This window comes from Haloplanus sp. HW8-1, from assembly GCF_023703795.1.
Classification (GTDB): domain Archaea; phylum Halobacteriota; class Halobacteria; order Halobacteriales; family Haloferacaceae; genus Haloplanus; species Haloplanus pelagicus.
On sequence record NZ_CP098518.1, the window covers coordinates 2,663,849 to 2,684,339 of the forward strand.

At 62.7% G+C, this 20,491-nt stretch carries 18 protein-coding genes and 1 pseudogene; 12 read left to right on the plus strand and 7 right to left on the minus strand.

Annotated elements, in window-relative coordinates; translation table 11 throughout:
* The first annotated feature begins 48 nt into the window (after nt 1-48).
* Genes NBT82_RS13960 through NBT82_RS13970 form a run of 3 tightly spaced genes read left to right on the plus strand, consistent with a single transcriptional unit; the run spans nt 49 to nt 3,763 of the window.
* On the plus strand, nt 49-582 hold the full coding sequence (locus NBT82_RS13960; RefSeq protein ID WP_251328720.1) for a hypothetical protein: 534 nt from the start codon (nt 49-51) through the stop codon (nt 580-582).
* 57 nt (nt 583-639) lie between these two features.
* Nucleotides 640-3,027, plus strand: a complete 2,388-nt coding sequence (locus tag NBT82_RS13965; protein ID WP_251328721.1) for an amino acid permease — start codon at nt 640-642, stop codon at nt 3,025-3,027.
* A 55-nt stretch (nt 3,028-3,082) separates the two neighbouring features.
* Nucleotides 3,083-3,763 carry a class I SAM-dependent methyltransferase gene (locus NBT82_RS13970; protein ID WP_251328722.1) on the plus strand — a complete coding sequence of 227 codons (681 nt, stop codon included), beginning with the start codon at nt 3,083-3,085 and terminating at the stop codon, nt 3,761-3,763.
* Nucleotides 3,764-3,778: 15 nt separating this feature from the next.
* On the opposite strand, the gene NBT82_RS13975 is transcribed toward NBT82_RS13970, so the two are convergent.
* Nucleotides 3,779-4,981 (minus strand): MFS transporter, encoded by a 1,203-nt coding sequence (locus tag NBT82_RS13975; RefSeq protein WP_251328723.1) that lies wholly within the window; start codon nt 4,979-4,981, stop codon nt 3,779-3,781.
* Nucleotides 4,982-5,162: 181 nt separating this feature from the next.
* Here NBT82_RS13975 and NBT82_RS13980 point away from each other — a divergent pair, with 181 nt between their 5' ends.
* On the plus strand, nt 5,163-6,422 hold the full coding sequence (locus NBT82_RS13980) for a YihY/virulence factor BrkB family protein (protein ID WP_251328724.1): 1,260 nt from the start codon (nt 5,163-5,165) through the stop codon (nt 6,420-6,422).
* A 242-nt stretch (nt 6,423-6,664) separates the two neighbouring features.
* Here NBT82_RS13980 and NBT82_RS13985 read toward each other — a convergent pair whose 3' ends face one another.
* On the minus strand, nt 6,665-7,237 hold the full coding sequence (locus NBT82_RS13985; RefSeq protein ID WP_251328725.1) for a hypothetical protein: 573 nt from the start codon (nt 7,235-7,237) through the stop codon (nt 6,665-6,667).
* A 60-nt stretch (nt 7,238-7,297) separates the two neighbouring features.
* On the minus strand, nt 7,298-8,041 hold the full coding sequence (locus NBT82_RS13990; protein ID WP_251328726.1) for a DNA polymerase sliding clamp: 744 nt from the start codon (nt 8,039-8,041) through the stop codon (nt 7,298-7,300).
* A 219-nt stretch (nt 8,042-8,260) separates the two neighbouring features.
* On the opposite strand from NBT82_RS13990, the gene NBT82_RS13995 reads away from it, so the two are divergent.
* The 4 genes from NBT82_RS13995 to NBT82_RS14005 all read left to right on the plus strand — a co-directional run bounded on the left by NBT82_RS13995 (nt 8,261) and on the right by NBT82_RS14005 (nt 13,536).
* A complete protein-coding gene (locus NBT82_RS13995) occupies nt 8,261-8,914 on the plus strand; it encodes a helix-turn-helix domain-containing protein (protein WP_251328727.1) in 654 nt (217 codons plus the stop codon).
* A gap of 82 nt (nt 8,915-8,996) precedes the next feature.
* A complete protein-coding gene (locus NBT82_RS14000) occupies nt 8,997-9,365 on the plus strand; it encodes a DUF7344 domain-containing protein (RefSeq protein ID WP_251328728.1) in 369 nt (122 codons plus the stop codon).
* Nucleotides 9,366-10,010: 645 nt separating this feature from the next.
* Nucleotides 10,011-10,139, plus strand: coding sequence for a hypothetical protein (locus NBT82_RS20060; protein ID WP_256476593.1), 129 nt, complete (start codon nt 10,011-10,013; stop codon nt 10,137-10,139).
* Between the two features lie 214 nt (nt 10,140-10,353).
* The gene (locus NBT82_RS14005) at nt 10,354-13,536 is read left to right on the plus strand and encodes a hybrid sensor histidine kinase/response regulator (protein WP_251328729.1); all 3,183 of its coding nucleotides are present in this window, start codon (nt 10,354-10,356) and stop codon (nt 13,534-13,536) included.
* 91 nt (nt 13,537-13,627) lie between these two features.
* On the opposite strand, the gene NBT82_RS14010 is transcribed toward NBT82_RS14005, so the two are convergent.
* From NBT82_RS14010 to NBT82_RS14025, 4 genes are all read right to left on the minus strand, one after another.
* Nucleotides 13,628-14,485: an alpha/beta fold hydrolase gene (locus NBT82_RS14010; protein WP_251328730.1), complete on the minus strand. Its 858-nt coding sequence runs from the start codon at nt 14,483-14,485 to the stop codon at nt 13,628-13,630.
* A gap of 63 nt (nt 14,486-14,548) precedes the next feature.
* Nucleotides 14,549-16,015, minus strand: coding sequence for an amidohydrolase family protein (locus NBT82_RS14015; protein WP_251328731.1), 1,467 nt, complete (start codon nt 16,013-16,015; stop codon nt 14,549-14,551).
* 113 nt (nt 16,016-16,128) lie between these two features.
* Nucleotides 16,129-16,728, minus strand: coding sequence for a hypothetical protein (locus tag NBT82_RS14020; RefSeq protein ID WP_251328732.1), 600 nt, complete (start codon nt 16,726-16,728; stop codon nt 16,129-16,131).
* A gap of 192 nt (nt 16,729-16,920) precedes the next feature.
* Nucleotides 16,921-17,169 carry an AbrB/MazE/SpoVT family DNA-binding domain-containing protein gene (locus tag NBT82_RS14025; RefSeq protein ID WP_251328733.1) on the minus strand — a complete coding sequence of 83 codons (249 nt, stop codon included), beginning with the start codon at nt 17,167-17,169 and terminating at the stop codon, nt 16,921-16,923.
* A gap of 140 nt (nt 17,170-17,309) precedes the next feature.
* On the opposite strand from NBT82_RS14025, the gene NBT82_RS14030 reads away from it, so the two are divergent.
* From NBT82_RS14030 to NBT82_RS14045, 4 genes and pseudogenes are all read left to right on the plus strand, one after another.
* Nucleotides 17,310-17,984, plus strand: a complete 675-nt coding sequence (locus NBT82_RS14030; RefSeq protein ID WP_251331293.1) for a helix-turn-helix domain-containing protein — start codon at nt 17,310-17,312, stop codon at nt 17,982-17,984.
* A gap of 47 nt (nt 17,985-18,031) precedes the next feature.
* On the plus strand, nt 18,032-19,027 hold the full coding sequence (locus tag NBT82_RS14035) for a DUF8137 family protein (protein ID WP_251328734.1): 996 nt from the start codon (nt 18,032-18,034) through the stop codon (nt 19,025-19,027).
* 48 nt (nt 19,028-19,075) lie between these two features.
* A complete protein-coding gene (locus NBT82_RS14040) occupies nt 19,076-20,077 on the plus strand; it encodes a DUF7983 family protein (protein WP_251328735.1) in 1,002 nt (333 codons plus the stop codon).
* A gap of 86 nt (nt 20,078-20,163) precedes the next feature.
* Nucleotides 20,164-20,468, plus strand: a pseudogene (locus NBT82_RS14045) (putative quinol monooxygenase).
* The last annotated feature ends 23 nt before the right edge of the window (nt 20,469-20,491 follow it).

Below are 20,491 nucleotides of genomic sequence, written 5' to 3' on the forward strand. Positions count from 1 at the left end.
GTTTCGCTCGCCACAACCCCCATATACACCGGCCGCGTTGGAACGGGTATGTCAATTTCTGCCGGACGTATCGTCGCTGCACTCCTCGTGACCGTCGCGCTGGCCGGCGGAGCTCTTCCCGCCGCCGCGCAGTCGAGCGACCAGCCACAGTGGGCCGACGACCTCTTTGCCGACCTGCAGGACATGCAGCCGCGGTTCAACGCCAACGTCACCGAAACCGACATGAACTTCGCCGAGCGGCAGGTGTTCAACCAGCTCGCCGGCAACACGGTCAACGTCTACTTCGTCGGGACCGACGTGGTCTTCTCCTTCCGGATGCGTCCCGACGGGACCATCACCGACCTCCGCCAGTCGCCGCGCGACGACGCGGGCCTGAAGATGCAGATGACCCGCGACACCGCCGAGACGCTGGTCGCCCAGTCGGATCCGGTGCCGCAGTTCGTCGACGCCGTCCGGAACGGGAAGACCGTCACCCGCGACGGGGAGCGAACCGTCCGCGGCATCGTCATCAACGGCGAGGACGGCAAACCGGTGAAACAGGCGACGTGGACGGTCATCAACACCGTCAAGGGCCTGCTGTAGCCAGACGCTCGGAACGACCACCCCGATTTTTCCCGTCTCGTACTGAGGGTGGGCGTGATGGTCGAGCACAGACGGACGCTTGATTTCAAAATCGCCTTCGCCATCGGGCTGGGGACGATGATCGCCGCGGGGATCTTCTCGCTCTCGGGAACCGCGGTCGCCGAAATCGGCAGTAGCGCCATCGTCGCGTTCGTCCTCGCGGCCCTCGTCGCCGGTCTGACCGCCGCCTCTTACTCCGAATTCGCCTCCATCTACGCGGAAAACGGCGGCGGATACCTCTTCTCGGCGCGCACGCTCGAACACGAGACGCTGATCTACGCCGTCGGCGCGATGCTCTTTCTCGGCTACACCGGCACGACCGCATTCTACCTCGCGACCATGGACGAGTGGTTCTTCAGGTTCGTTCTCCCCGAATCCTTGCACTTTCTCCCCCACGGAACGACCGGGGTCGTCGCCGCCCTGTTGCTCGGGACGCTCAACGCCCGCGGCACCGAGGAGAGCGGCACCTTCCAGTTGGTCGTCACCGGCGCGAAGGTGGCCGTCCTCGTCGCCTTCGTCGCCGGTGCGTTCAGTTTCCGCGGCCCGTCCGCCGCCGTCGGGACCTTCACCGCGCGGTTCTCGGCCGATTTCGTCGGTATCGTCACCATCGCCGCCCTCGCGTTCATCACTTTCTTTGGCTTCTCCGCCATCGCGGCGAGTGCCGGTGAGATCGTCGAACCCCGCAAGACGGTGCCGCGGGCCATCGCGGCCAGCATCGTCACCGTGACCGTCCTCTACGCGCTGGTGATCGTCGCGATGGTCAACTCGCCCGTCCCCGCCGAGATCATCGCCGAGGAGGGTGAGACGGCGATGGGCCGCGTCGCCGCCGGGTTCCTCGGCCCCGCCGGTCGGTCGCTGATCGTCGCCGGCGCCGTCTTCAGCATGGTCAGCGCCTCCAATGCGAGTATTCTCGCCGCCAGCGGCATCGGATCGCTCATGGGACGACAGGGACAGGCCCCACGTCCCTTCTCCCGCATCCACACCCGGTACGGCACGCCCTTCTGGAGCGTCGTGGCCACGACGGCCACCATCGTCACCCTCATCGTCGTCTTCATCGGCCTGTTCCCCGCCGAGGGCGGACTCCTCCCCGTCGAACTCACCCTGGCGCTCCCGGCGCTCGGTCCGCTCACGCTGACCGAACTCGGCCTCACGACGCTCACCGGGTTCGCGACGCTCAACCTCCTGCTTCCCCTCTCGGTCGTCAACGTCGCACTCATCTACTCCAGACGCCGCTTCCCGGATCTGGAACGGGGTTTCCGGGTGCCCGGCGTCCCCGTCGTCCCAGTCCTCGGTGTCCTCGCCAACCTCGCACTCATCTCGAACCTGCCGGTCAAGGGCGTCCTCGTGGGCCTGCTCCTCGTCGCTCTCCTCCTCGCGGGCTACCTCGCCTGGGGTGGCGCCCCCGGCGTCGAGGAACTGTTCGAACGGGTGGTGCCCCCCTCCCGGTCCGGGACGGCCGCGGGGACCGGCGCCGCGCCCGAGACCACCGAGGAAGCGACCGGCCGCCACCGCATTCTCGTCGCCGTCGCCCGCCCGGAGCGGGCGGCCCGGTACGCCTCGCTCGCGGCGACGCTCGGTCGTCTCCGGGACGACGACCCGTTCGTGCAGGTCGTCAACGTCACTCACATCCCGGATCAAACCCCGTGGGAAACCGTCGAGGACACCGCGCGCCGGCGGACGGCCCGCATCGAGGAGCACCTCGCCGACGCCGACGTCGACGCCGACTACACCGTCGAGGGCCACGTCTGTCAGGACGTCGCCTTCGACATCGTCCAGACCGCCCGCGACGACGACGCCGACCTGATCATCATGGGCTACCCCGAGGAGCACACGCGCATCGCGGAGCAAGTGGAGTACACCGCTCCCTGTGGCGTCCTCTTTGCCAGCGGCGTCTCCGACCCCGACACGAGCGTCGTCAACGTCGGTGCCGGCGGCGGCCCTCACCACCTCGGCCTCCTGCCCCTGGTCGAGCGGATGGGCCAGGAGGGCTCCGAACTCCACGTCATCAACGTCGACCCCGAGGGTGGCAACGGCCGCCGGGAGAACACCGAGGCGACCATCGCCGGTCTCTCCGGGGCACCTTCGGTGCAGGTCCAGAACGTCCGCGCCGCGACCGTCGCGGAGGGCCTGGTCCGGACGGCCACGGAGAACGGCGGCATCCTCGTCATCGGCGCTACCCGCACCCGTCGGCTCCGGCGCTGGGTGTTCGGCAGCACCCCGGATGGCGTCATCGACCTCGCGGACGGCACGGACCTTCCAGTCCTCGTTTACGCCAGCCCGCGGGGCGTCCACGGTCCCATCGAGGACTACATCTACCCAATCTATCGCGCCCTCACGGGACGGCGGCGCGGCCCCGCGAACGGCTCCGATGGGTCGGCGTCACGGGCCGACGGTCGGTCTCGCTGACCGATCCCTCCCCTTTCAGTAGCGATTTGTGCCCCGACGCCCTCGTAGGCATCCAATGAGCGTACAGGCAGAGTTCGACGCGTGGGCGGAAGCGGGCAAGGACAGGGGGATGGAGGAGCGCCACTGGCACACGGCGAAGGAGGCCCTCGCCCGGATGCCCGTCGAGGCCGGCGAGACGGTCCTGGATCTGGGAACCGGCTCGGGGTACGCCCTCCGGGCGCTGCGCGAGACGCGGGACGTGGGGCGAAGCGTCGGGGTGGACGCGTCGACCGAGATGGTGCGGAACGCCCGCGAGTACACCGACGACGCGGCGCTCGAATTCCTGGCGGGGGACTTCCAGCACCTCCCCCTCGGGGACGGGAGCGTCGACCACGTGTGGTCGATGGAGGCGTTCTACTACGCACGGGATCCGGAGGCCGTCCTCCGGGAGATCCGGCGGGTGCTCCGCCCCGGCGGTACCGTCTACTGTGCCGTGAACTTCTTCGAGGAGAGCGAACACACCCACGTCTGGCAGGAGAAGGTGGGCGTCGAGATGCAACTCTGGGACCGCGAGCGGTACCGCGAGGCGTTCCGGTCGGCCGGACTCCACGTGGTCGCCCAAGACACCATTCCGGATCGCGAGATCGACATCCCGCCGGCGTCGGCGTTCCCGACGGAGGGCTGGGAGCGCCGCGAGGCGATGGTCGATCGCTACCGGACGTGGGGGACGCTCCTCACCGTCGGCGTCGCGCCGTAGCCTCCGCCGCCGTCCTCACGCGTCAGTGAGCAGTCCCACGAGCACAAGCACGCCGAGCATCAGCCCCGCCAGGACGAGATATCCCTCGTCGAAGTAGCCACGATCGGCGACGGCCCCGAAGAGGACGGGGCCGGCCGCCCCGGTCGTCGCGGTGGCGGTGCGGACGACGCCGAGTCCGGTGCCCCGCGTCTCCCCGGCGAAGGCGTCCGAGAGGAACGACTGGGTGATCGCACCGGATCCGAGCATGGTGCTGATACACGCGGTGACCGCGACGAGGGCCGGAAGACCATGGACGAAAGGGAGCGAAACGAACCCGACGACGGGCGCGACGAGCACCATCACGAGCGAGCCACGGACCCCGATTCGATCGTAGGCCGCCCCCGCGAGCGGCTTGACGACGATTCCGATCCCGAAAAACAGGCTGAACAGGACCGACGCCGTCGAGGAGGCGAGTCCCTTCTCCTCGACGAGGTACGTCGGATAGAGTCCCGTGAACGCCTGCCAGACGAGGATGTACAGAAAGAGTACGAAGACGATGACGCGGGTGTTCGGCCCGCGAAGGTCTCCCAGGACGTCGCGGACAGTCTCGACGCTGAATCCACCCTCGATTCGGTTGTCCTCGGTTCCACGAGGCACCTGCACCCACAACGCGACCGTCGCGAGGACGAGACACGGGAGCAACATCCCGAGGCCGGCCTGCCAGGCGACGGCGGCGGCGACGGCGCCGGCGAGGGGCGGCAACACGGTCTGTCCGAGATCACCCGTCGCCATCGTCACGCCGAGTGCGCTCCCGATACGGTCCGGATAGATGTCCGCGAGGATCGTGATCCGAGCGATCGGATACAGCGACTGGCCCAGGCCGAGCAGTGCGGTCGCCGCGAACAGCCACAACGCCGTCGGCGCCGCGACGACCGCCCCGATCGAGAGCGCAACCAGTACGATCCCGACGATCATGATCGTGCGCTCGCTGTAGCGATCGGCCAGGATCCCCCCCGGCAACTGACCGATCGCCGAGCCGAGCCACAGGATCGTCACGAGCAGTCCCGCGACGGTGAGGCTCAGATCGAACGAGGCCCGGAAGTACGGCAGGAGGATGGGGTAGATCATCCGCACCCCGAGCAACAGCCCCCACGACCCGGCGATGACGGCGAGCGAGCGGCCGCGGCTCCCCCCGAACAGTGCCTTCGCTTCCCTGGCGACCGAGGCGGCGAGGCTCATCGCGACGCAGTGTCGACGTCTCCCGACCGGATCGATTCGTGTGCGTGGCGGCTCATCGGCGCATGCTCGCGCTACGACGACGGTCGTATTCGTCTTTCCGATCCTCGCTCCCGGGCCCCCGCACTTTGCGTTCCGCGTCCGAGGCACGGCCTTTTAGCGGCGCCGCCCGAACCGACGGCACGTGTCAGCCAGACCGACCGGCTTCCGTGCCATCGCCCGCGCCGTCGTCCGCGAGGTTCGTCTGCGCGACGTCACCACGCTCGCAGCGAGCATCGCCTACTACGCCTTCGTCTCCGTACTCCCGCTGTTCGTCCTCGCGGCCGTCGTCGCGACGGCGCTCGGCGGGCCAGCGCTCCGGCGGGCCGTCGTCGACCTCGCCGGGCGATATCTCCTGCCCGTGGGCCAGGAACTCGTCGCCGACGCGCTGGCGAACACGGCCGGCCAGAGCGGCGTCACCATCGTCGGCCTCGGCCTCCTTGTCTGGAGTTCGCTGAAGTTGTTTCGCGGTATCGACACCGCCGTCGCCCGTATCTACGACACCACCCCCCGGGGATTCCTGCGGAGCGTCCGCGCCGGCGTGACCGTCCTCGTCGCCGTCGGGATCGGTGCCTTCGGCGGAGTCGCCCTCGTCGGGATCGTCGCCGTCCTCGACCTTCCCGGGATTTCGGCGCTCGCGCCCGTCGTCTTCTTCCTCGTCCTCGTCGCCGCCCTCTTTCCGGTGTACTACCTGACGCCCGCCGTCGACGTGTCGATCCGGGAGGCGCTCCCCGGCACGCTGGTCGGTGCCTGCTGCTGGACGCTTCTCGGGACCGCTTTCGCCTTCTACACCGCCATCACGGCGGCGAGCAGCCAGTTCGCGCTCTACGGCGTCCTCGGCGCCGTGCTCCTCCTCGTGACGTGGTTCTATCTCGCGGGGCTGGCGCTGCTGGTCGGCGTGACGCTCAACGCCGTCCTCGCCGATCGGACGACTGCCCGGAACCGGCAGGTACAACATCCACGGGACCGAGACCACGTGACGACGGCAATGACCGGAGACGACACGCGAGGCGGCGACACGGATCCCTCCCCGGCACCGGACATCGAGGAACTCGCCGACCGGGTCGAGGCGGTCCGTGCCGACCTCGACGCCTTCGAGTCCGACGTGGAAGATCGGACGGTCGATCGGCCGGAACTGGAGGCGGACCTGAAGGCGTACGTCCGCCGCCGGATGCGTCGCGGTCACGCCCGCGGCTGGGGGCCGTATCTCGTGCTCCTCTATGGAACGATCATGACCCTGGGTGCCTTCTACTTCCTCTCGGATCTGCTCGCCATCGTCGCGATGATCGTCATCTTCCTCTCGACGCTCGGGCTCTACGCCCTCTTCGTACTCGTTGGCGCCGGACTCTCCCTGCTCGGCACACCGGGACGGGCGCTCGACGCGGTCCGGCGGTTCCGGCGCTGATCGTGAGTCCCGTGTAGATCGCGGTTGCACACTGATCGTTCCACGGAGGTGATCACAGGAGCAGCGGCGTCTCCCTCCCGGCCTTTCGTCTCATCGCTCTCGGTCGCAGAACGGCGAATACGATTTCGAGGATCCCAGTCCGAAAACACCGCCATCTGGGATCCGCAAGTGGTAAGTCTCCGACCGAAACGGTGGGACTACCATTCTCTCAAAGAGCCTGGTGCTCGCGTCCACTGGGACGGTCAGTCCGGTTTCCATCCGATCGAGATCACTGCATTACCCGAGAGGATCGTACGTCCGATCGTCCCGTAATAGCCTTGATCTTCCCAGACGTAGTCGTCACGGAAGTCCCCCGCACTGATGGAGTCCGCGACGACCCCGCCGTCGCGGCTGTTCACCTGGAGGTGCCCCGAAGAGTCGTCTCGGGTAACGAGACGCCATCGTGAGTCTGGTCCGATACTAGATTTTTCACGGAACCGATCGGTCGCCGCCTCGACGGAATCGTAGACGGAGTACCTCGAAGCCACGTGTAGTGGTCCTCTGTGGGTGCAGGCGGCCGGTTCGTACCACTCCTCGACATCGGGCAAGAAGGGATCGTGCGTTGACGGCCCCTCGGCGTAATAGGTCTTGTACGTATCGTTGGCAGGGTCCTCGTCCTCGTGTTCGATGCCGTTCTGAGGCTCGATTTCGAGTTCGCTGGCGACCTCGGTGAGCGCGAACGCCGCCACTCGCGACCGGAGGTCGTGTTGACCGAAACGGATCGCCTTTCGCCACGTTCGACCGACTGCCAGTCGTCTCCGGGCGCTGGCCGACACCGGCGGTTGCCGACCGGTCGTGCGGGGAGAAGTGTCGCGGCCGTGAGCGGCGGTCGACGGTCAGTCGCTCTGGATGCGCGGTGCGAGCATGAAGGTCACCCGACCGAGCCCTTCGCTGAACTCGTAGTGGAGCTTCACCGGGAACTCCTCGCCGAGTTCGACCGTCACCTCGGCGTCGCCGGGGATGGCCTTGTTCATATCCTTGAGATAGTCGAGCGAGAACAGCGAGTCCGCCGGCCCGGCCTCCAGGTCGATGAGGTCGTCGGCCCCCATCTCGAAGTCGACGTCGTCGGTGTCGCCCTCGGCTTCGATGTGGAACGTCGCCGCCGCCTCGTCGACGCGGAGATTGATGTGATCGGACACCATGTCCGCGGCCGTGATGCCGCGGTCGAGCTGGTTGCCCTCGACGACGATCCGTGCCGGGAGATCGAGATCGGGAATGTCGGGCTCCTGCCGAATCGAATCGGGATCGATCAGCGCGAGCGTATACGAGAGGCCGTCGATGCGGATGTGGAGTTTGCGGGTCTCCTCGTCGAGTTGGAGGTGGACCAGGTCGCCGGCGTTCCCCATGCCAGCGATGTCCTCCAGACGTGCGAGGTTGACGCCGATGACGCCGCCGTCGGCCTCGTAGGATTCGAACGCCGCCGCATCGAGGGAGAGGTCGACCATGCCGACGTTCGCGGGGTCGACCGCCCGAATCGACAGGCCGTCCTCGTTGAGTCGCACCTTACACTCGTCGACCAGCACGCTCACGGAGTCGAGGGCATCCCGGAGCGTCGACGCGCTCACGATGGCCTTGAACATGTACCCAGTGGTACGCCCCGACCGTTAAAAATACCCGCTGTTCGTTGCGGGCGAGCGCGCGTCGCGAACGGGATCGCCGCCCGCGGGCCGACCCCGTTTGCCGTCCTGCGGGGCGGCCGGCTCACCGATGTTTGTGACGATGCGCTACGCGGCGAAGGAAACTTGGTGAACCAAGCATACGGTCTATGACCCCCCGTCGTTATCGCACTAACGCCATCTATGGGTATCATCGTAGAACTACGACTACCGACTCACCAGTTCGCGTTCGGTCGGTACCTGCCGACCCGATCCGGGGGTACTACGGAGATCGAACGGATGAACGCGGTGGGGGACGGATCCACCCCGATCTTCTCGTTCGCGGATTACGACGGAGGCCGACCCGACGACGGTGATCCGTTCGACGACGTGGACGGATGCCGACTGGAGTTCGTGGACGCCTTCGGCGACTGCGAACTCTGTATCGTCTCGTGGGATCCCGAGGCGGACCCTTTCTTTCGGATCCTCGACGAACACGACGGTACGATTCGGCGCGGGACGGGGTCCGACGAGACGTGGACGTTCGAGGCGGAGTTCCCGAGCCACGACGACCTCTCGACCTTTCGGTCGGCCTGTGACGACATCGACGCCTCCGTCGAGATCCAACGCGTCTACAACCCGACGAGTACGGGCACGGGCGCCTGGTTCGGGCTGACGCCTCGACAGCGAAGGACGCTCGAACTCGCGGTCGAACGGGGCTACTACGACATCCCTCGCCGATGTACGACTATCGAACTCGCCGACGACCTCGACATCTCCGATCAGGCCGTCACGGAACGACTGCGCCGCGGCATCGTGACGTTCGTCACCAACGCGCTGTTGTTCGAGGACGAATGACGGCAAGCGTGACCGTCATCACAGCCGACAGTTTCTTCAGCGCGCTAGTCGAAGCGAGGTCCGTGTTCCTGGGGGGGAGCCGATGACCACATCGAACGCAGACGCACACGACACCGTGGCGGCCGACGAATCGGAGGACGACCGAAACTGCGGTGCCGAGACGGAGCGGCTGGATGCCGTCTTCGGCGCCCTCGCCGACGCACGGCGCCGGCGTGTGATCCGCATCCTCGCCGCGAGGATAGAGGGAGACGCGACGACCGTTTCGACCCTCGCCGAATCGCTCGCGGCGTGCGAACCCGGCCGACCAGCCACGGACCGACTCGCCGTCTCGCTCAGACACGTCCACCTGCCACAACTCGACGACGCCGGCATCGTCGACTACGACCCCGACCGCTCGCAGGTCCGGTACGAGGACGTGTCGCTCGTCGAGCGACTGCTGGCACAGCTCTGACCGTCCGGACCTCCGCGGGCGCGGATCGGGGACGGCGGCCGAGCGCGTCCACTCCGAAGGGCCTGTGTCGCCGGTCCCATTCGATGTGCCTTTCCGCTTCCATGGCGTTTCTCCCCGTATGAACGCTGATTCGCCTGCAGTCCCGGTACGAACCGAGCCACAGCCGTTGGTGAGTGTCCGATGACGGGGCGAGACGAGTACTACAACTACTCGGCCCGATCTGTTGTGACTACTAATTAGCCCCCGAGCCATTCGTCTTTAGCTAAGAAGAAAAGGGCGTGACAGCAGCGACTTATTGAGGCGTCGCTTGAACAGGGTGTGATAGAACAGTTCAGACGCCTGTTTATCTCTGATTCACTCAATACAAGAGCGGAACTAACCAATTAGTGTAAAGCTCCGACACCAAGAATGGCACCACACTCCGGGCACTCGTAGGCCTGCCCATTTCCTGACACAATTTCATCATTCACATTCAACGACGTTGCAATCTCGTTTCCGCAATCCGGACAGTGCGTCATGCTACTTCTCTCTCAGTGTCGTACACTTAATTAGGGAACGATGTAGGTTATAAACCTACAATTTGAGTAGAAAAGCTGTCTCGATAAGCCGCTACCGTCTTCCAATTCCTCACTTAGCTAAAGACGTATGGCCCCCGAGCACTCGGAGGCAGTATCGGACGCCCCGAGTACGTCACAGCTCTTTCGTCTGCCCGCGTGCCTCGTCGCGGCGTGCTTCTTCAAGATCGGCGAGCAACGCCTCGCGAAGCTCGTCTGAATCCGCCGCTCGCAACCCCAGCTAATCTCTATTCCTGCTCGCTGGTTAGAATGAGCCACCAATTCCAAGATACACAAAAATACCAACGACGGTTGCAATCACGTCGAGTACAAACAGGACGGCATAGTCTTTCGGTTCCATACTAGGTTCGGAATCTGGCAATCACTAAGAAGTTCTGGAGCTGATAGTTGCTCGCCTCGCATTATACGCGAGTATGTCAAAGACACTTGATTCACCACTTCAACGGTATTTGAACAATCGGGGAGGGAAATGTAGATGGTCGAACTCAGTCACGATACTCACGTCCCAACCGTTATTCGTTGTCTCAATCACGCTGTACATAATGAGCAACGGCTCTCCAAACTCCATTCAGGTTCTTCACGTCGACGACGAACCTGATTTCGCTGATCTGACCGCTACTTTCCTCGAACGTGAGGACGACCGGTTTGCCGTCGAAACAGCCACCAGTGCGAGCGATGGAAAAGACGAACTCGAACAGAACGAATTCGACTGTGTGGTATCGGATTATGAGATGCCCGGACAGAACGGGATTGAGTTCCTCCAGTCCGTCCGGGAGCACCATCCCGAACTGCCGTTCATCCTCTTCACTGGCAAGGGTTCAGAGGAGGTTGCCAGCGATGCCATCTCCGCTGGCGTGACCGACTACCTCCAGAAGGAAGGCGGCACCGACCAGTACACGGTACTTGCGAACCGCATCACGAACGCTGTCGAACACCACCGAGCACAGGAGCGAGTCGAGCGAAGCGAGCAACGGTTGCGCGAGATTGTCGATGCCCTTCCTCATCTTCTCTACGTGGTTGACGAGGAAGGGAACTATCTGCTGGCGAATGAAGCACTCGCGACGTTCCACGACACGACTGTTGAAGATATTGAAGGGTCGAATATCGCTGAGATTCTTGAAGCATCGGCTGCTGACCAATTTCGACAGCATCTGGACGAAGTACTCGAAGATGAGACGACACAGCGAGTTCCCGAAGTTGAGATTACCGATCCAAACGGTGAGACACACATCTTCGAACCGCGATTACAGCCGTACGAGTTCGGCGATGTCGATGATCAGGCCGTCCTCGGTATCGCAGCGGATGTGACCGAGCGCAAGACACACGAACGGACACTTGAACGGACGCGCGAGCGGATGCAACTCGCGCTCGAACACACGAACTCGGTGATCTTCGAGATCGACTGCAACACAGACGAAGTCGTTCGACACGGGGCCTACAACGAGTTTTTCGAGCTGTCGGCAGACGAGGTACCGACGTGGGAAGACCATCTCGCGCAGGCGGTACACCCTGACGACCGCGACCAATTCCAGCAATTCTACCAACAACTGGTCGACGGTGAGAGGGATGGCGGCCAATTAGAGTACCGAACAACACCCGAGATGGGCGATGTACGTTGGATACGGGATACCATCTCTGTCCAGAATGAATCCAGTGGTGAGTCACGCCAAGTGATCGGTATCGCTCGCGAGATTACCGAGTACAAGGAGCGAGAGCAAGAACTCGAGCAAAAGGAACGTCGCTATCAAGCGATCTTCGACGATCCGAACATCCTCGTCGGTCTGATCGACACGGACGGGACGGTTCTCGAAATCAACGAGACCGCGATGGACTACGTTGACGCCACACGGGAGGACGTGACGGACAAACCGTTCTGGGAGACGCCGTGGTTCAATTATTCAGAGAGGCTTCAAGAAGACGTGAAAGGTTGGATCAAGCGGGCGGCAGACGGCGAATACGTGGAGTTTGAGACTGATCTTCTCCAACCCGGTGGTGAGCAATATACCGTCAAGGGTGTCTTCAGGCCTGTCCGAGACGAAGAGGGCGACGTCGTCTCACTCATCATCTCCGATCGCGAGATTACAGAGCAAAAGGAGTACGAGCGGGAACTCGAGCAGACGAATGCGCTCCTGTCGACGTTGTTCGATACACTCCCGGTTGGCGTGCTCGCCGAAGACGAACAACGCAACGTCGTCGCCGTCAACGAACAGATGTTCGAGCTGTTCGACCTGCCGGGTTCCCCCGACGAGATTCGCGGCACGGACTGCGCCCAACTCGCGGCAGATATCAGTGACACGTTCGCTGACTCTGAGGCATTCGTCGACCGGATTGACGACCTGATCGCTGGGCAAGAACCGGTGTATAACGAAGAGCTGGAGCTTGCTGACGGGCAGACGTATGCACGGAGCTACCATCCAATCGAACTCTCAGAGGGTGACGGGCATCTGTGGGTCTACCGTGATATCACCGCGAGAAAGACGCGCGAGACACGCCTTGCAACCCTCAACAAAACGACGCCGGAGCTGATGGCCGCTGAGACGCGAACGGATGTCGCCGAGATTGGCGTTGAGGCTGCCGCCGACGTGCTGGGGTTAGAGGCGAGTGCGATTCATCTGTACGATGAGCAGGACGGGCTCGTTCCTGTCGCGCAGACCGACGCTGGACGCGATCTCATCGGTGAGCCACCGACGTTCACGGGCGAGGACAGCATTGCGTGGCGCGTCTACCAACAGGGTGAGGGACGTGCAATCGAGGATGTCCACGATAATCCGGAGATCTACAATCCGGACACCCCGGTTCGGAGTGAACTCATCCTTCCACTCGGTGAGGCGGGGATTTTGATCGCCAGCTCACCGACAGCGGCAACCTTCGACGATGAGGATCGCGTCCTCGCGGAGATCTTGGCCAGCAACATTACAGCGGCACTCGAACAGGTCGAGCGGACTGAAGAAATACGCGCTCGCGAGGCAGAACTGACACGTCAGAACGAACGCTTGGAGGAGTTCGCCAGCGTCGTTTCCCACGATCTGCGAAATCCACTGCGGGTGGCCGAGGGACGACTGGAACTCTTGAAAGAGGACTGTGAAACCGAACAGGTAGCGCCTATCGAACGAGCACTCGACCGGATGGATGCGCTGATCGAGGATATCCTGACGTTAGCTCGCGAGGGCGACAGAGTGAGCGAGATGGAAGATGTCGATCTCGGGGATGTCTGCGATGCATGCTGGCAACACGTCGAAACGGCCGAGGCGACTCTCGAGATCACGACCGACACAACGATTCGAGCCGATCGAAGCCGTCTCCAGCAGCTAATAGAGAATCTCATTCGCAATGCCGTCGAACACGGAGATGACGACGTCACGGTGACGGTTGGAGACCTCGAAGACGGGTTCTACGTTGCGGATGACGGCCCGGGGATTCCACCCGACGAGCGCGAGTCGGTGTTCGATGCAGGATACTCGACGGCAGATGACGGGACGGGCTTCGGTCTGAGCATCGTCAAGCAGATCGCTGACGCCCACGGGTGGGATATTACGATCACGGAAAGCGAGGGCGGTGGAGCACGTTTCGAGATCACTGGAACCGAACACGCTTGATTGCGGACAATCATTACGCCGAGACAGCTACGTCGTTCTCGTAGAAGTTCCGGGTAAGCGGAGAGACAACGTGTTCGTGGGGGATGATCAACTACCCGTTGTACTCACCAAGCTGGTCTCGAACCGCCGGTTCGAGATTGCGCTCGTCTTCGATTGCCGCGAGGAGTGTCCGGAAGAGCCGATTGTACGCAGCCGGGCGTTCGATCATCGCGACGTGACCGGTGCGCTCCATCCGGCAGAACACGCTCTCGGGGAGCCGACGCGCAGTCCCGCGTGCCGCATCGACCGAGACGATCCCGTCGGCAGGGCCGTGGATGACGAGCGTGGGCACGTCGACCCGCTCTGTATCTGAGCGTCCGTCGTAGCCCCAGAACGCCTCGGTCACAGTCGTCCACGCCGAGCGGCGGCGAGGCAAGGGATTCGATTGCAGGAAATCCTCAACGACGGCCTCGGTTGTCTCCTCGTGAAAGCCGACGTTGTAGGCCAGTTGACGGATGAGCGCGTCGTTCGCAGGCAGATGATACAGCCGCAGCGCGAGGAACAGCCGTAACAGCGGTTTCTCCCACGCCGGCGTGAGGTCGTGATCGCCCCCTGCGTGGAGCACGAGGCCAACCGTCGAATGGCGTTTGGCGTATTCGAGCGCGATAGCGGTGCCGTAACTGTGGCCGTGGACGATCGGCCGGTCGACGTCGAGCGCATCGAGTAGATTCCGGAGGTCGGTGACGTGCCCGATGAGCGACTGCTTGGGACGCGTCGTGGAGTTGCCGTTTCCGGCCAGCGCATACGTCACCAGTTCCTGCTCGCCCTCGAACGCGTCCAGTTGCGGATACGGGTTCCACAGCGAGCCGAGACCACCGTGGACGAACACGATTGCTGGATCCGACCCATCCACGTGTATCGTCTCTAATGCGACCGATTCGGAGACCTGCATCCGGCGTGGCTTCGGCATCGAGCTGTGGACGTCATCGAACCGGACGTACCCGGGAGGAAATGGTGACGTGGACATGGTCGATCAGAAGGGGAGCTTGTCACGCGCTGATTGGAGGGCGAGCCGAGAGAGCAGGCGGGCGGGCCCACGCTTGGGGAGGTCTCGAATCGTCTCGACCGACCCCGGCGGTTCACCGCCTCCAATGTCCAGTTCCCATCCTGTCTCGTCGGCAAACCGTTCGACTGCCACCTCCACGCGCTCCTGTACCGCGTCAGCGTCCATCGTCATCGGTGTCCCACCTTGCATCACGATTTCTCCGTCGACGATAACCGTCTCCACGTCCGCCGGCGCGGCGTTGTTCACGACGTGGGCAGGCACGTTGGTCAGCGGCGTGAACTTCGGCTTGTGCACGTCGAGGAGGATGATGTCCGCCCGCTTGCCCGGTTCGATGCTCCCGATCTCGTCGCCAACACCCAGCGCATGAGCCCCCTCGATCGTCAGCATCCGCACCAGCTCCATCGAGGAGAACTGGCCGCTCGTTCGCTTGACGTTGGCCGCAAGACGTGCCTGCCGAGCTTCGCCGAACATGCTGTAGGAGTCGTGCCAGTAGTGGTCGTCGATGCCCAGCCCGACGTCGACACCTACATCCCGCAGTTCGGGAACGGGCGTCCACTGCATCTCGGCGTCCGGGTTCCAGTAGCAGAACACCGACGGGCAGTGTGCCACGGACGCGTCCGCCTCGGCAGTCCGCTCGATATCCGCCTCATCGGCGACGCGGAAGTGCGCTGCAACCAGCCGATCGTCGAGTAATCCGGCGTCATCGAGTAGATCGAGCGAATCCTCGCCGCCGTTCGCTCGCGCCATCGTGTTGCTCTCTTCGAGTTCCAGCAAGTGAGTGTGGACGAGCAGGTCGGGATACTCGGCCGCGAGAGCAGCCGTGCGCTCCCACAGGTCGCGCGTACACGACCAGTCGTCGTGCGGGCAGATCGTCGCCCGGATTCGCCCGCCGTAGGTGTCGTGGTACTCGTCGATGAACGACCGGGCGCGGTCGAACTGCTCGTCGACGGGAACGTCCCAGAACAGATCCGTGATGGTCGAGCCGAAGAAGCCCCGGAGTCCCGCTTCTCCGAACGTCTCCGCGCCTGCACTCGGACGAACGTCCATCGAGTTGATCGTCGTGACGCCCCCGAGAAGGAAATTCAAGGCGGCAAGCTCGTACCCAGCCTCGACCAGATAGTCGAAGTCGCCCTCGCCGAGGCGGCCGTAGATAGCCGTCATACTGCCCATCATCTCCAGCAGGTCGAGGTCGCTGAACGCCCCGATCAGCGGCGTCAGTTCGAGGTGGGTGTGGGCGTTGACCAGTCCCGGCATCACCAGTTTTCCGTCTCCGTCGATCGTGTGCGTTGCTTCAATTTCCCCATCGCCGTCCTTGGACTTCCGCACCTCCGTGATGCGACCGTCGTCGACAAGCACCGTCCCACGCTCGTACAGACGGTTCCGCTCGTCGACCGTGAGAACAAGCGCATCAGAGATAGCGATGTCAGCAGCCATATGTCCTCCCTGAAGCGGCAGCCGCGTCAAAGTTGTCGGTACCACCTCCGCGAGACAGTAGTAGAGGACAGGGCCGAACAAAAAACGAGAACTGTTCGGCAGTGGACTCGGTGTTAGAAGCCCCAGCGGAGGCCGGACATCGTGGCGACGATGGCAACCATGAGGACGAGTTCGACCAGACTCAGCATCCCGTACTTCTTGTTCAGGGAGGCGAGGCGCTCGTGGTCAGTATCGTCGGCGGCGATCTCGTCGAACATGCCTGCTGTGAACTTGTGGAGTGGGCCGAACCCGAGAACGAGCAGCGCAATCGCGAGAACGAGTGCCGCCCACAGCGATGGGGTCGGAGATGCCCACAGACCCATCATACTGGCGAGACCGATCCCCGAGCCGACTACACCGACCGAGACCGGTTCCATCAGCAGGTTCATTTTCGGGACGAAGCCTTCAGCGAACTCGACGTTAGCTTCCTCGGAGAGATTCCCCATCACGGGCCCGAGCACGACCGCCCCAAGTACTGCAGTTCCGAACCAGAATGCACCGAGGAAGAGGTGGACAGTAAACATGATTCGGACATCGCCCGAGAGGTAGCCCAAAACGGGAAGTACCAAGGGAACGGCGACGGCGCCGACCGCAAACGGTCGGGAGGCCGCATCAGTCATCAAGCGATACCGCTCGCGCGTGTTCGTCGGTCTGTGCGCATCAGCTAGTGACATACAATATTGCTCTTACTGGCGAGTAAACAGAGGTAGCACACAAAAAAAGTGGGTAAATCGGCATACAGAGGGATGACAGATGAGGCGTCCCTCCGACGGGCAAGGAAATCAAAATCAGGACGATGGAGATACACCACATCAAGGACGGTCAGCCGGTCATCGTCTTCCAGTAGCGCCAGCCAGAAGTTGATATCAGCGTATCTGCTCGACAGCCTGTTCGCGTGCCTCTTCTTGAGCTGCCTCTTCGAGATCCTCGAGAGATGCCTCGCGAAGCTCCTCGGAAGCCGCCGCTCGCAACGGCTCTAGTGGATCGTCGGGAATCGGCACCAGCTTGATACCGCTGTCCAGCTCGACGAGGCGGAACTTCTTACCGTAGCGGTCGCGTACCTCTTTCGGAATCGTCACGCGCCCACGCTCGTCCGTTCGCACTTCTCCACTCATATCCGAAACGATGGTGTGGGAATATTTACTCCTTGTTCCCACTTCTATTCTTGAGATGGGTGATGAGCCACAGATGGAACACAGCACCGCTAGATTCATCAGCTATCATCTCGTTCGAGATAACTAGACAGACGATGGCGATGACCGATTTTATGGATCCCACCGCTGCGAAGATCGTCTTGGCGGCACAGCATGGGGATTCTATCAACCGAATCTCGAATAAGATCGGGACGTCGTATTCGTGGATCTACGACTGGATCGGTCGCTTGGACGACGCAGAGATCATCTCAAATACAGATAACGGAGTTCGAGTTCGTGACTACGAGATGCGACGGCGCTACGAGGAGATGATGGGAACGTTGTACAGCCGCGACGATGTTTCACAGGAGGACGCGTACGTGATCCCCCACTTCGCCGGGATGGAGTTCGCCTACACGGAGATCGATGCCGCCTACGTCTGGACGAACGGCGGATTCCAGATCGCTCGAAGTCACGACGATTATCCCGTGTTTATCGAGGTTCACGAGCGCGATGTCGATCGGTGGATCGAGTTCTTCGAGCGGTTCGGGGTCGACACGACCGTGGGTGAGCGCCCGGATGCGGCCGATGTTGACGGGAGCGTCCACTACGTCTTATTCCCGCAGGCAGAGAGTATCGACGTCGAGTGGGTCGACGGCAATCCCGTGATTCCGTTGGACGCCACGGTCAGCCAGATGGTGGAAACCCGACCGGCGTACGAACCGGCGTTGGAGATGCTCGCCGACGAGCACGACGTGGACATCGACGCGAGTCATCGCGATGAGATAGCCAACTGACCGCCTAAAGCGGGAACACATTTCTGCCAGACATCTGTAGGTGAACTATGGCTCACGAGTGCGACGATTGCGGTGAGTCGTTCGATACGCTCACGCGTCTTCGACTCCACGACTGTGGCGATGTCCAATCGGAGACATCCTCTACTTCGTCCGATTCAAATCGCTCTGACTCCGGCTACTCATCGCCAACCGAAGAGCGAAACGCGTCCGTTGCCGAACTCGATACCCTGCTCGATCGGTTTTCGGGCGGTGACAAAGACGCCCTTCATTACGCAGTCGTCGAGTTCGAGTCGGCGCTCTCGGCTGCACTCGAGGAAGACAACAGTGGCGACACGTATCGGGACGTGTTCTGGCCGTACCACGAGCGCGTCAGTGATGCCCTCGATAAGGCGGCGCGATCAGCGGACTGGACATTCCTCGAGCATGTGATTGATGCTCACGATCCCACTGAAGAGGACGAAATTCCGCTCGTGACACCCACGGTTGCGAACGCCGTGGGACGGAATCTGATCCGCACGCGGTTGACCGACGGTGTGTCGGCGATTCCAGTTGCGGGGCTCGAATACCTCGATGACATCGCAGTCAATGCCCCCGATACAGCCGATACCGCGCGGGAGGAAGTCCACGCGTACGGATGGGGAATCGGCCATCCCGATTACTCGGTCGCCGACCGTCTCCGTGCCCGCGCCTCAGAGGACATCTTCTCCGTCAATCCGACGCTCGAACATGCGTTCTACGCCGACCAGCACGCGGCGGTCGATCTGCTCGAAGAGTTGGTGAGAGACGAGTCGATCGACGGGACACTCCCCCGGGTCACCCGTGACGATATGCCGTATCGTCGCTACCTGCTGGACTGCGTCTACGGGCTGCAGACGGACGACCACTGGCCGGGGATGCCGCGGTACTACGACTGGCACGAGGAATTCGACTACACGTTCGAGCTGGACGAGACGGTCGAACAGCGCATCCGTGAACTTGTCGAAGAGACTGGATTCGACGCCGACCTGCCGGACGACTGGACGTTCCGTGACCTCGGCGTCTGAGCGAACCACCCTCACGCTTTACCTGTCTTCCGACGATACTCCCCAGTAATGCCGTTCAGCGTCACGTGGCACACGCTCCTCGACGAATGCGAGGATCTCGCCGAGGATGCGACCCTGCTCACACCACTCTCTCAAAGTCGCTTCCGGATCACCGACGTGCAGGAACACCGCATCGTCGTCGAGTTTCTCGACCGCGACGTGGACGAGACCCGGCCGCTCCAGCGCGACCAGTTCGAGACGCTCCACGAGCGCATCAGTAACGCCGTCGATGGATTCGACCTTTCGCGGCTTCCGCCCGATGCCGATCCATATCCCGCCGTGTTGAGTCTGCATCCCCGATTCGAAGTCGACGAGAGCGCGGACGTGATCCGCGAAACCGACGAACCGACCGGAAGCCAGATCATCACGGGAACAGACGACGAGGACTCGGACGAAGGTGCCATCGAGCGCACGGAACCCGACGTGGATGTCTACAGCGATGCGCTCCTTCTTATCGACGCGCTGGAGCGGAACGACCTCTCCTCGCTGGAGGTGTTGGACACGCCCGTCCTCATCAATCTCTATACCCTGCTCTCGGACATCCAGCGCGATGCCAACGATCTGCGGCAGACCGTGACAGACGTGCTGTTAGATCGACTCCATCACGACCAGCCCGTTCACGGCCAGTTCGGCTCCGTCCAACGAACGACGCGCCGCAACCGAGACCTCCGAGACGACGAAGAGGTGCTGGCCGCGCTGGAGGACGCGGGAATCGACCGCGAGCGCGTGTTGAGCGTCGACCGCGACAAGGTCGACGACGCTCTCGACGTGACGGAACTTTCCGAATCGGACGTGTACGACATCGAGGAGACGGAGTACGTCCGGAAGGCCGAGGTTGACGAGGAACAGAGAGAAACCCGACTGCAGGGGCTGAAAGACCGACTTGCCACGAGCGACGACCCCGAGGCCGAGGAACTTCGAGAGGAGATCGAGGAGTTGGAGAGCCGAATCGAGGAGTTGACCGAATTCAAAACTGGACGGGAGTATCACACCCAGTCAAGTGCGGAGTGAGTCTCTCGATACCGATCGTTCTGTTATCGGACTCGTATCCGACATCGTGAGGCTTTTTCAGAGATCCATTCGTGGGCCGAGACGCGATGATCGTCCTGTATGCTTCATTCCGATTGACCCAGACAAGCGTGAGGAAGCACTCGACCTGATCGAGGATCTCGTCGAACAGTCTCAAGCCGAAGAAGGCATGATCGACTACCGGGCGACGACCGATGTCAACGACCCGAACGTGGTGCGGTTCTTCGAGCAGTACGAGGATGAGAATGCCTTCGAGGCACACACCCAGACCGACCACTTCCAAGAGTTCGAGGCCGCACTTCCCGACCTGCTCGCCGGCGAACCCGAGATTCTGCGGTTCGACGTCGAGTCAGCGAGCGAACTCGATCTGTGAGACGGTGACCGATCGAGTCGGTC

Excerpts from the sequence above, each read along its gene's own strand:
- NBT82_RS14030 (WP_251331293.1), top strand. The coding sequence starts at position 17,310 with ATGACCGATTTTATGGATCCCACCGCTGCGAAGATCGTCTTGGCGGCA.
- NBT82_RS14035 (WP_251328734.1), top strand. The coding sequence starts at position 18,032 with ATGGCTCACGAGTGCGACGATTGCGGTGAGTCGTTCGATACGCTCACG.
- NBT82_RS13960 (WP_251328720.1), top strand. The coding sequence starts at position 49 with ATGTCAATTTCTGCCGGACGTATCGTCGCTGCACTCCTCGTGACCGTC.
- NBT82_RS13965 (WP_251328721.1), top strand. The coding sequence starts at position 640 with ATGGTCGAGCACAGACGGACGCTTGATTTCAAAATCGCCTTCGCCATC.
- NBT82_RS13970 (WP_251328722.1), top strand. The coding sequence starts at position 3,083 with ATGAGCGTACAGGCAGAGTTCGACGCGTGGGCGGAAGCGGGCAAGGAC.
- NBT82_RS13995 (WP_251328727.1), top strand. The coding sequence starts at position 8,261 with ATGGGTATCATCGTAGAACTACGACTACCGACTCACCAGTTCGCGTTC.
- NBT82_RS14015 (WP_251328731.1), bottom strand. The coding sequence starts at position 16,015 with ATGGCTGCTGACATCGCTATCTCTGATGCGCTTGTTCTCACGGTCGAC.
- NBT82_RS14000 (WP_251328728.1), top strand. The coding sequence starts at position 8,997 with ATGACCACATCGAACGCAGACGCACACGACACCGTGGCGGCCGACGAA.
- NBT82_RS13990 (WP_251328726.1), bottom strand. The coding sequence starts at position 8,041 with ATGTTCAAGGCCATCGTGAGCGCGTCGACGCTCCGGGATGCCCTCGAC.
- NBT82_RS20060 (WP_256476593.1), top strand. The coding sequence starts at position 10,011 with ATGGCCCCCGAGCACTCGGAGGCAGTATCGGACGCCCCGAGTACGTCA.
- NBT82_RS13975 (WP_251328723.1), bottom strand. The coding sequence starts at position 4,981 with ATGAGCCTCGCCGCCTCGGTCGCCAGGGAAGCGAAGGCACTGTTCGGG.
- NBT82_RS14020 (WP_251328732.1), bottom strand. The coding sequence starts at position 16,728 with ATGTCACTAGCTGATGCGCACAGACCGACGAACACGCGCGAGCGGTAT.
- NBT82_RS14040 (WP_251328735.1), top strand. The coding sequence starts at position 19,076 with ATGCCGTTCAGCGTCACGTGGCACACGCTCCTCGACGAATGCGAGGAT.
- NBT82_RS14005 (WP_251328729.1), top strand. The coding sequence starts at position 10,354 with ATGTCAAAGACACTTGATTCACCACTTCAACGGTATTTGAACAATCGG.
- NBT82_RS14025 (WP_251328733.1), bottom strand. The coding sequence starts at position 17,169 with ATGAGTGGAGAAGTGCGAACGGACGAGCGTGGGCGCGTGACGATTCCG.
- NBT82_RS14010 (WP_251328730.1), bottom strand. The coding sequence starts at position 14,485 with ATGCCGAAGCCACGCCGGATGCAGGTCTCCGAATCGGTCGCATTAGAG.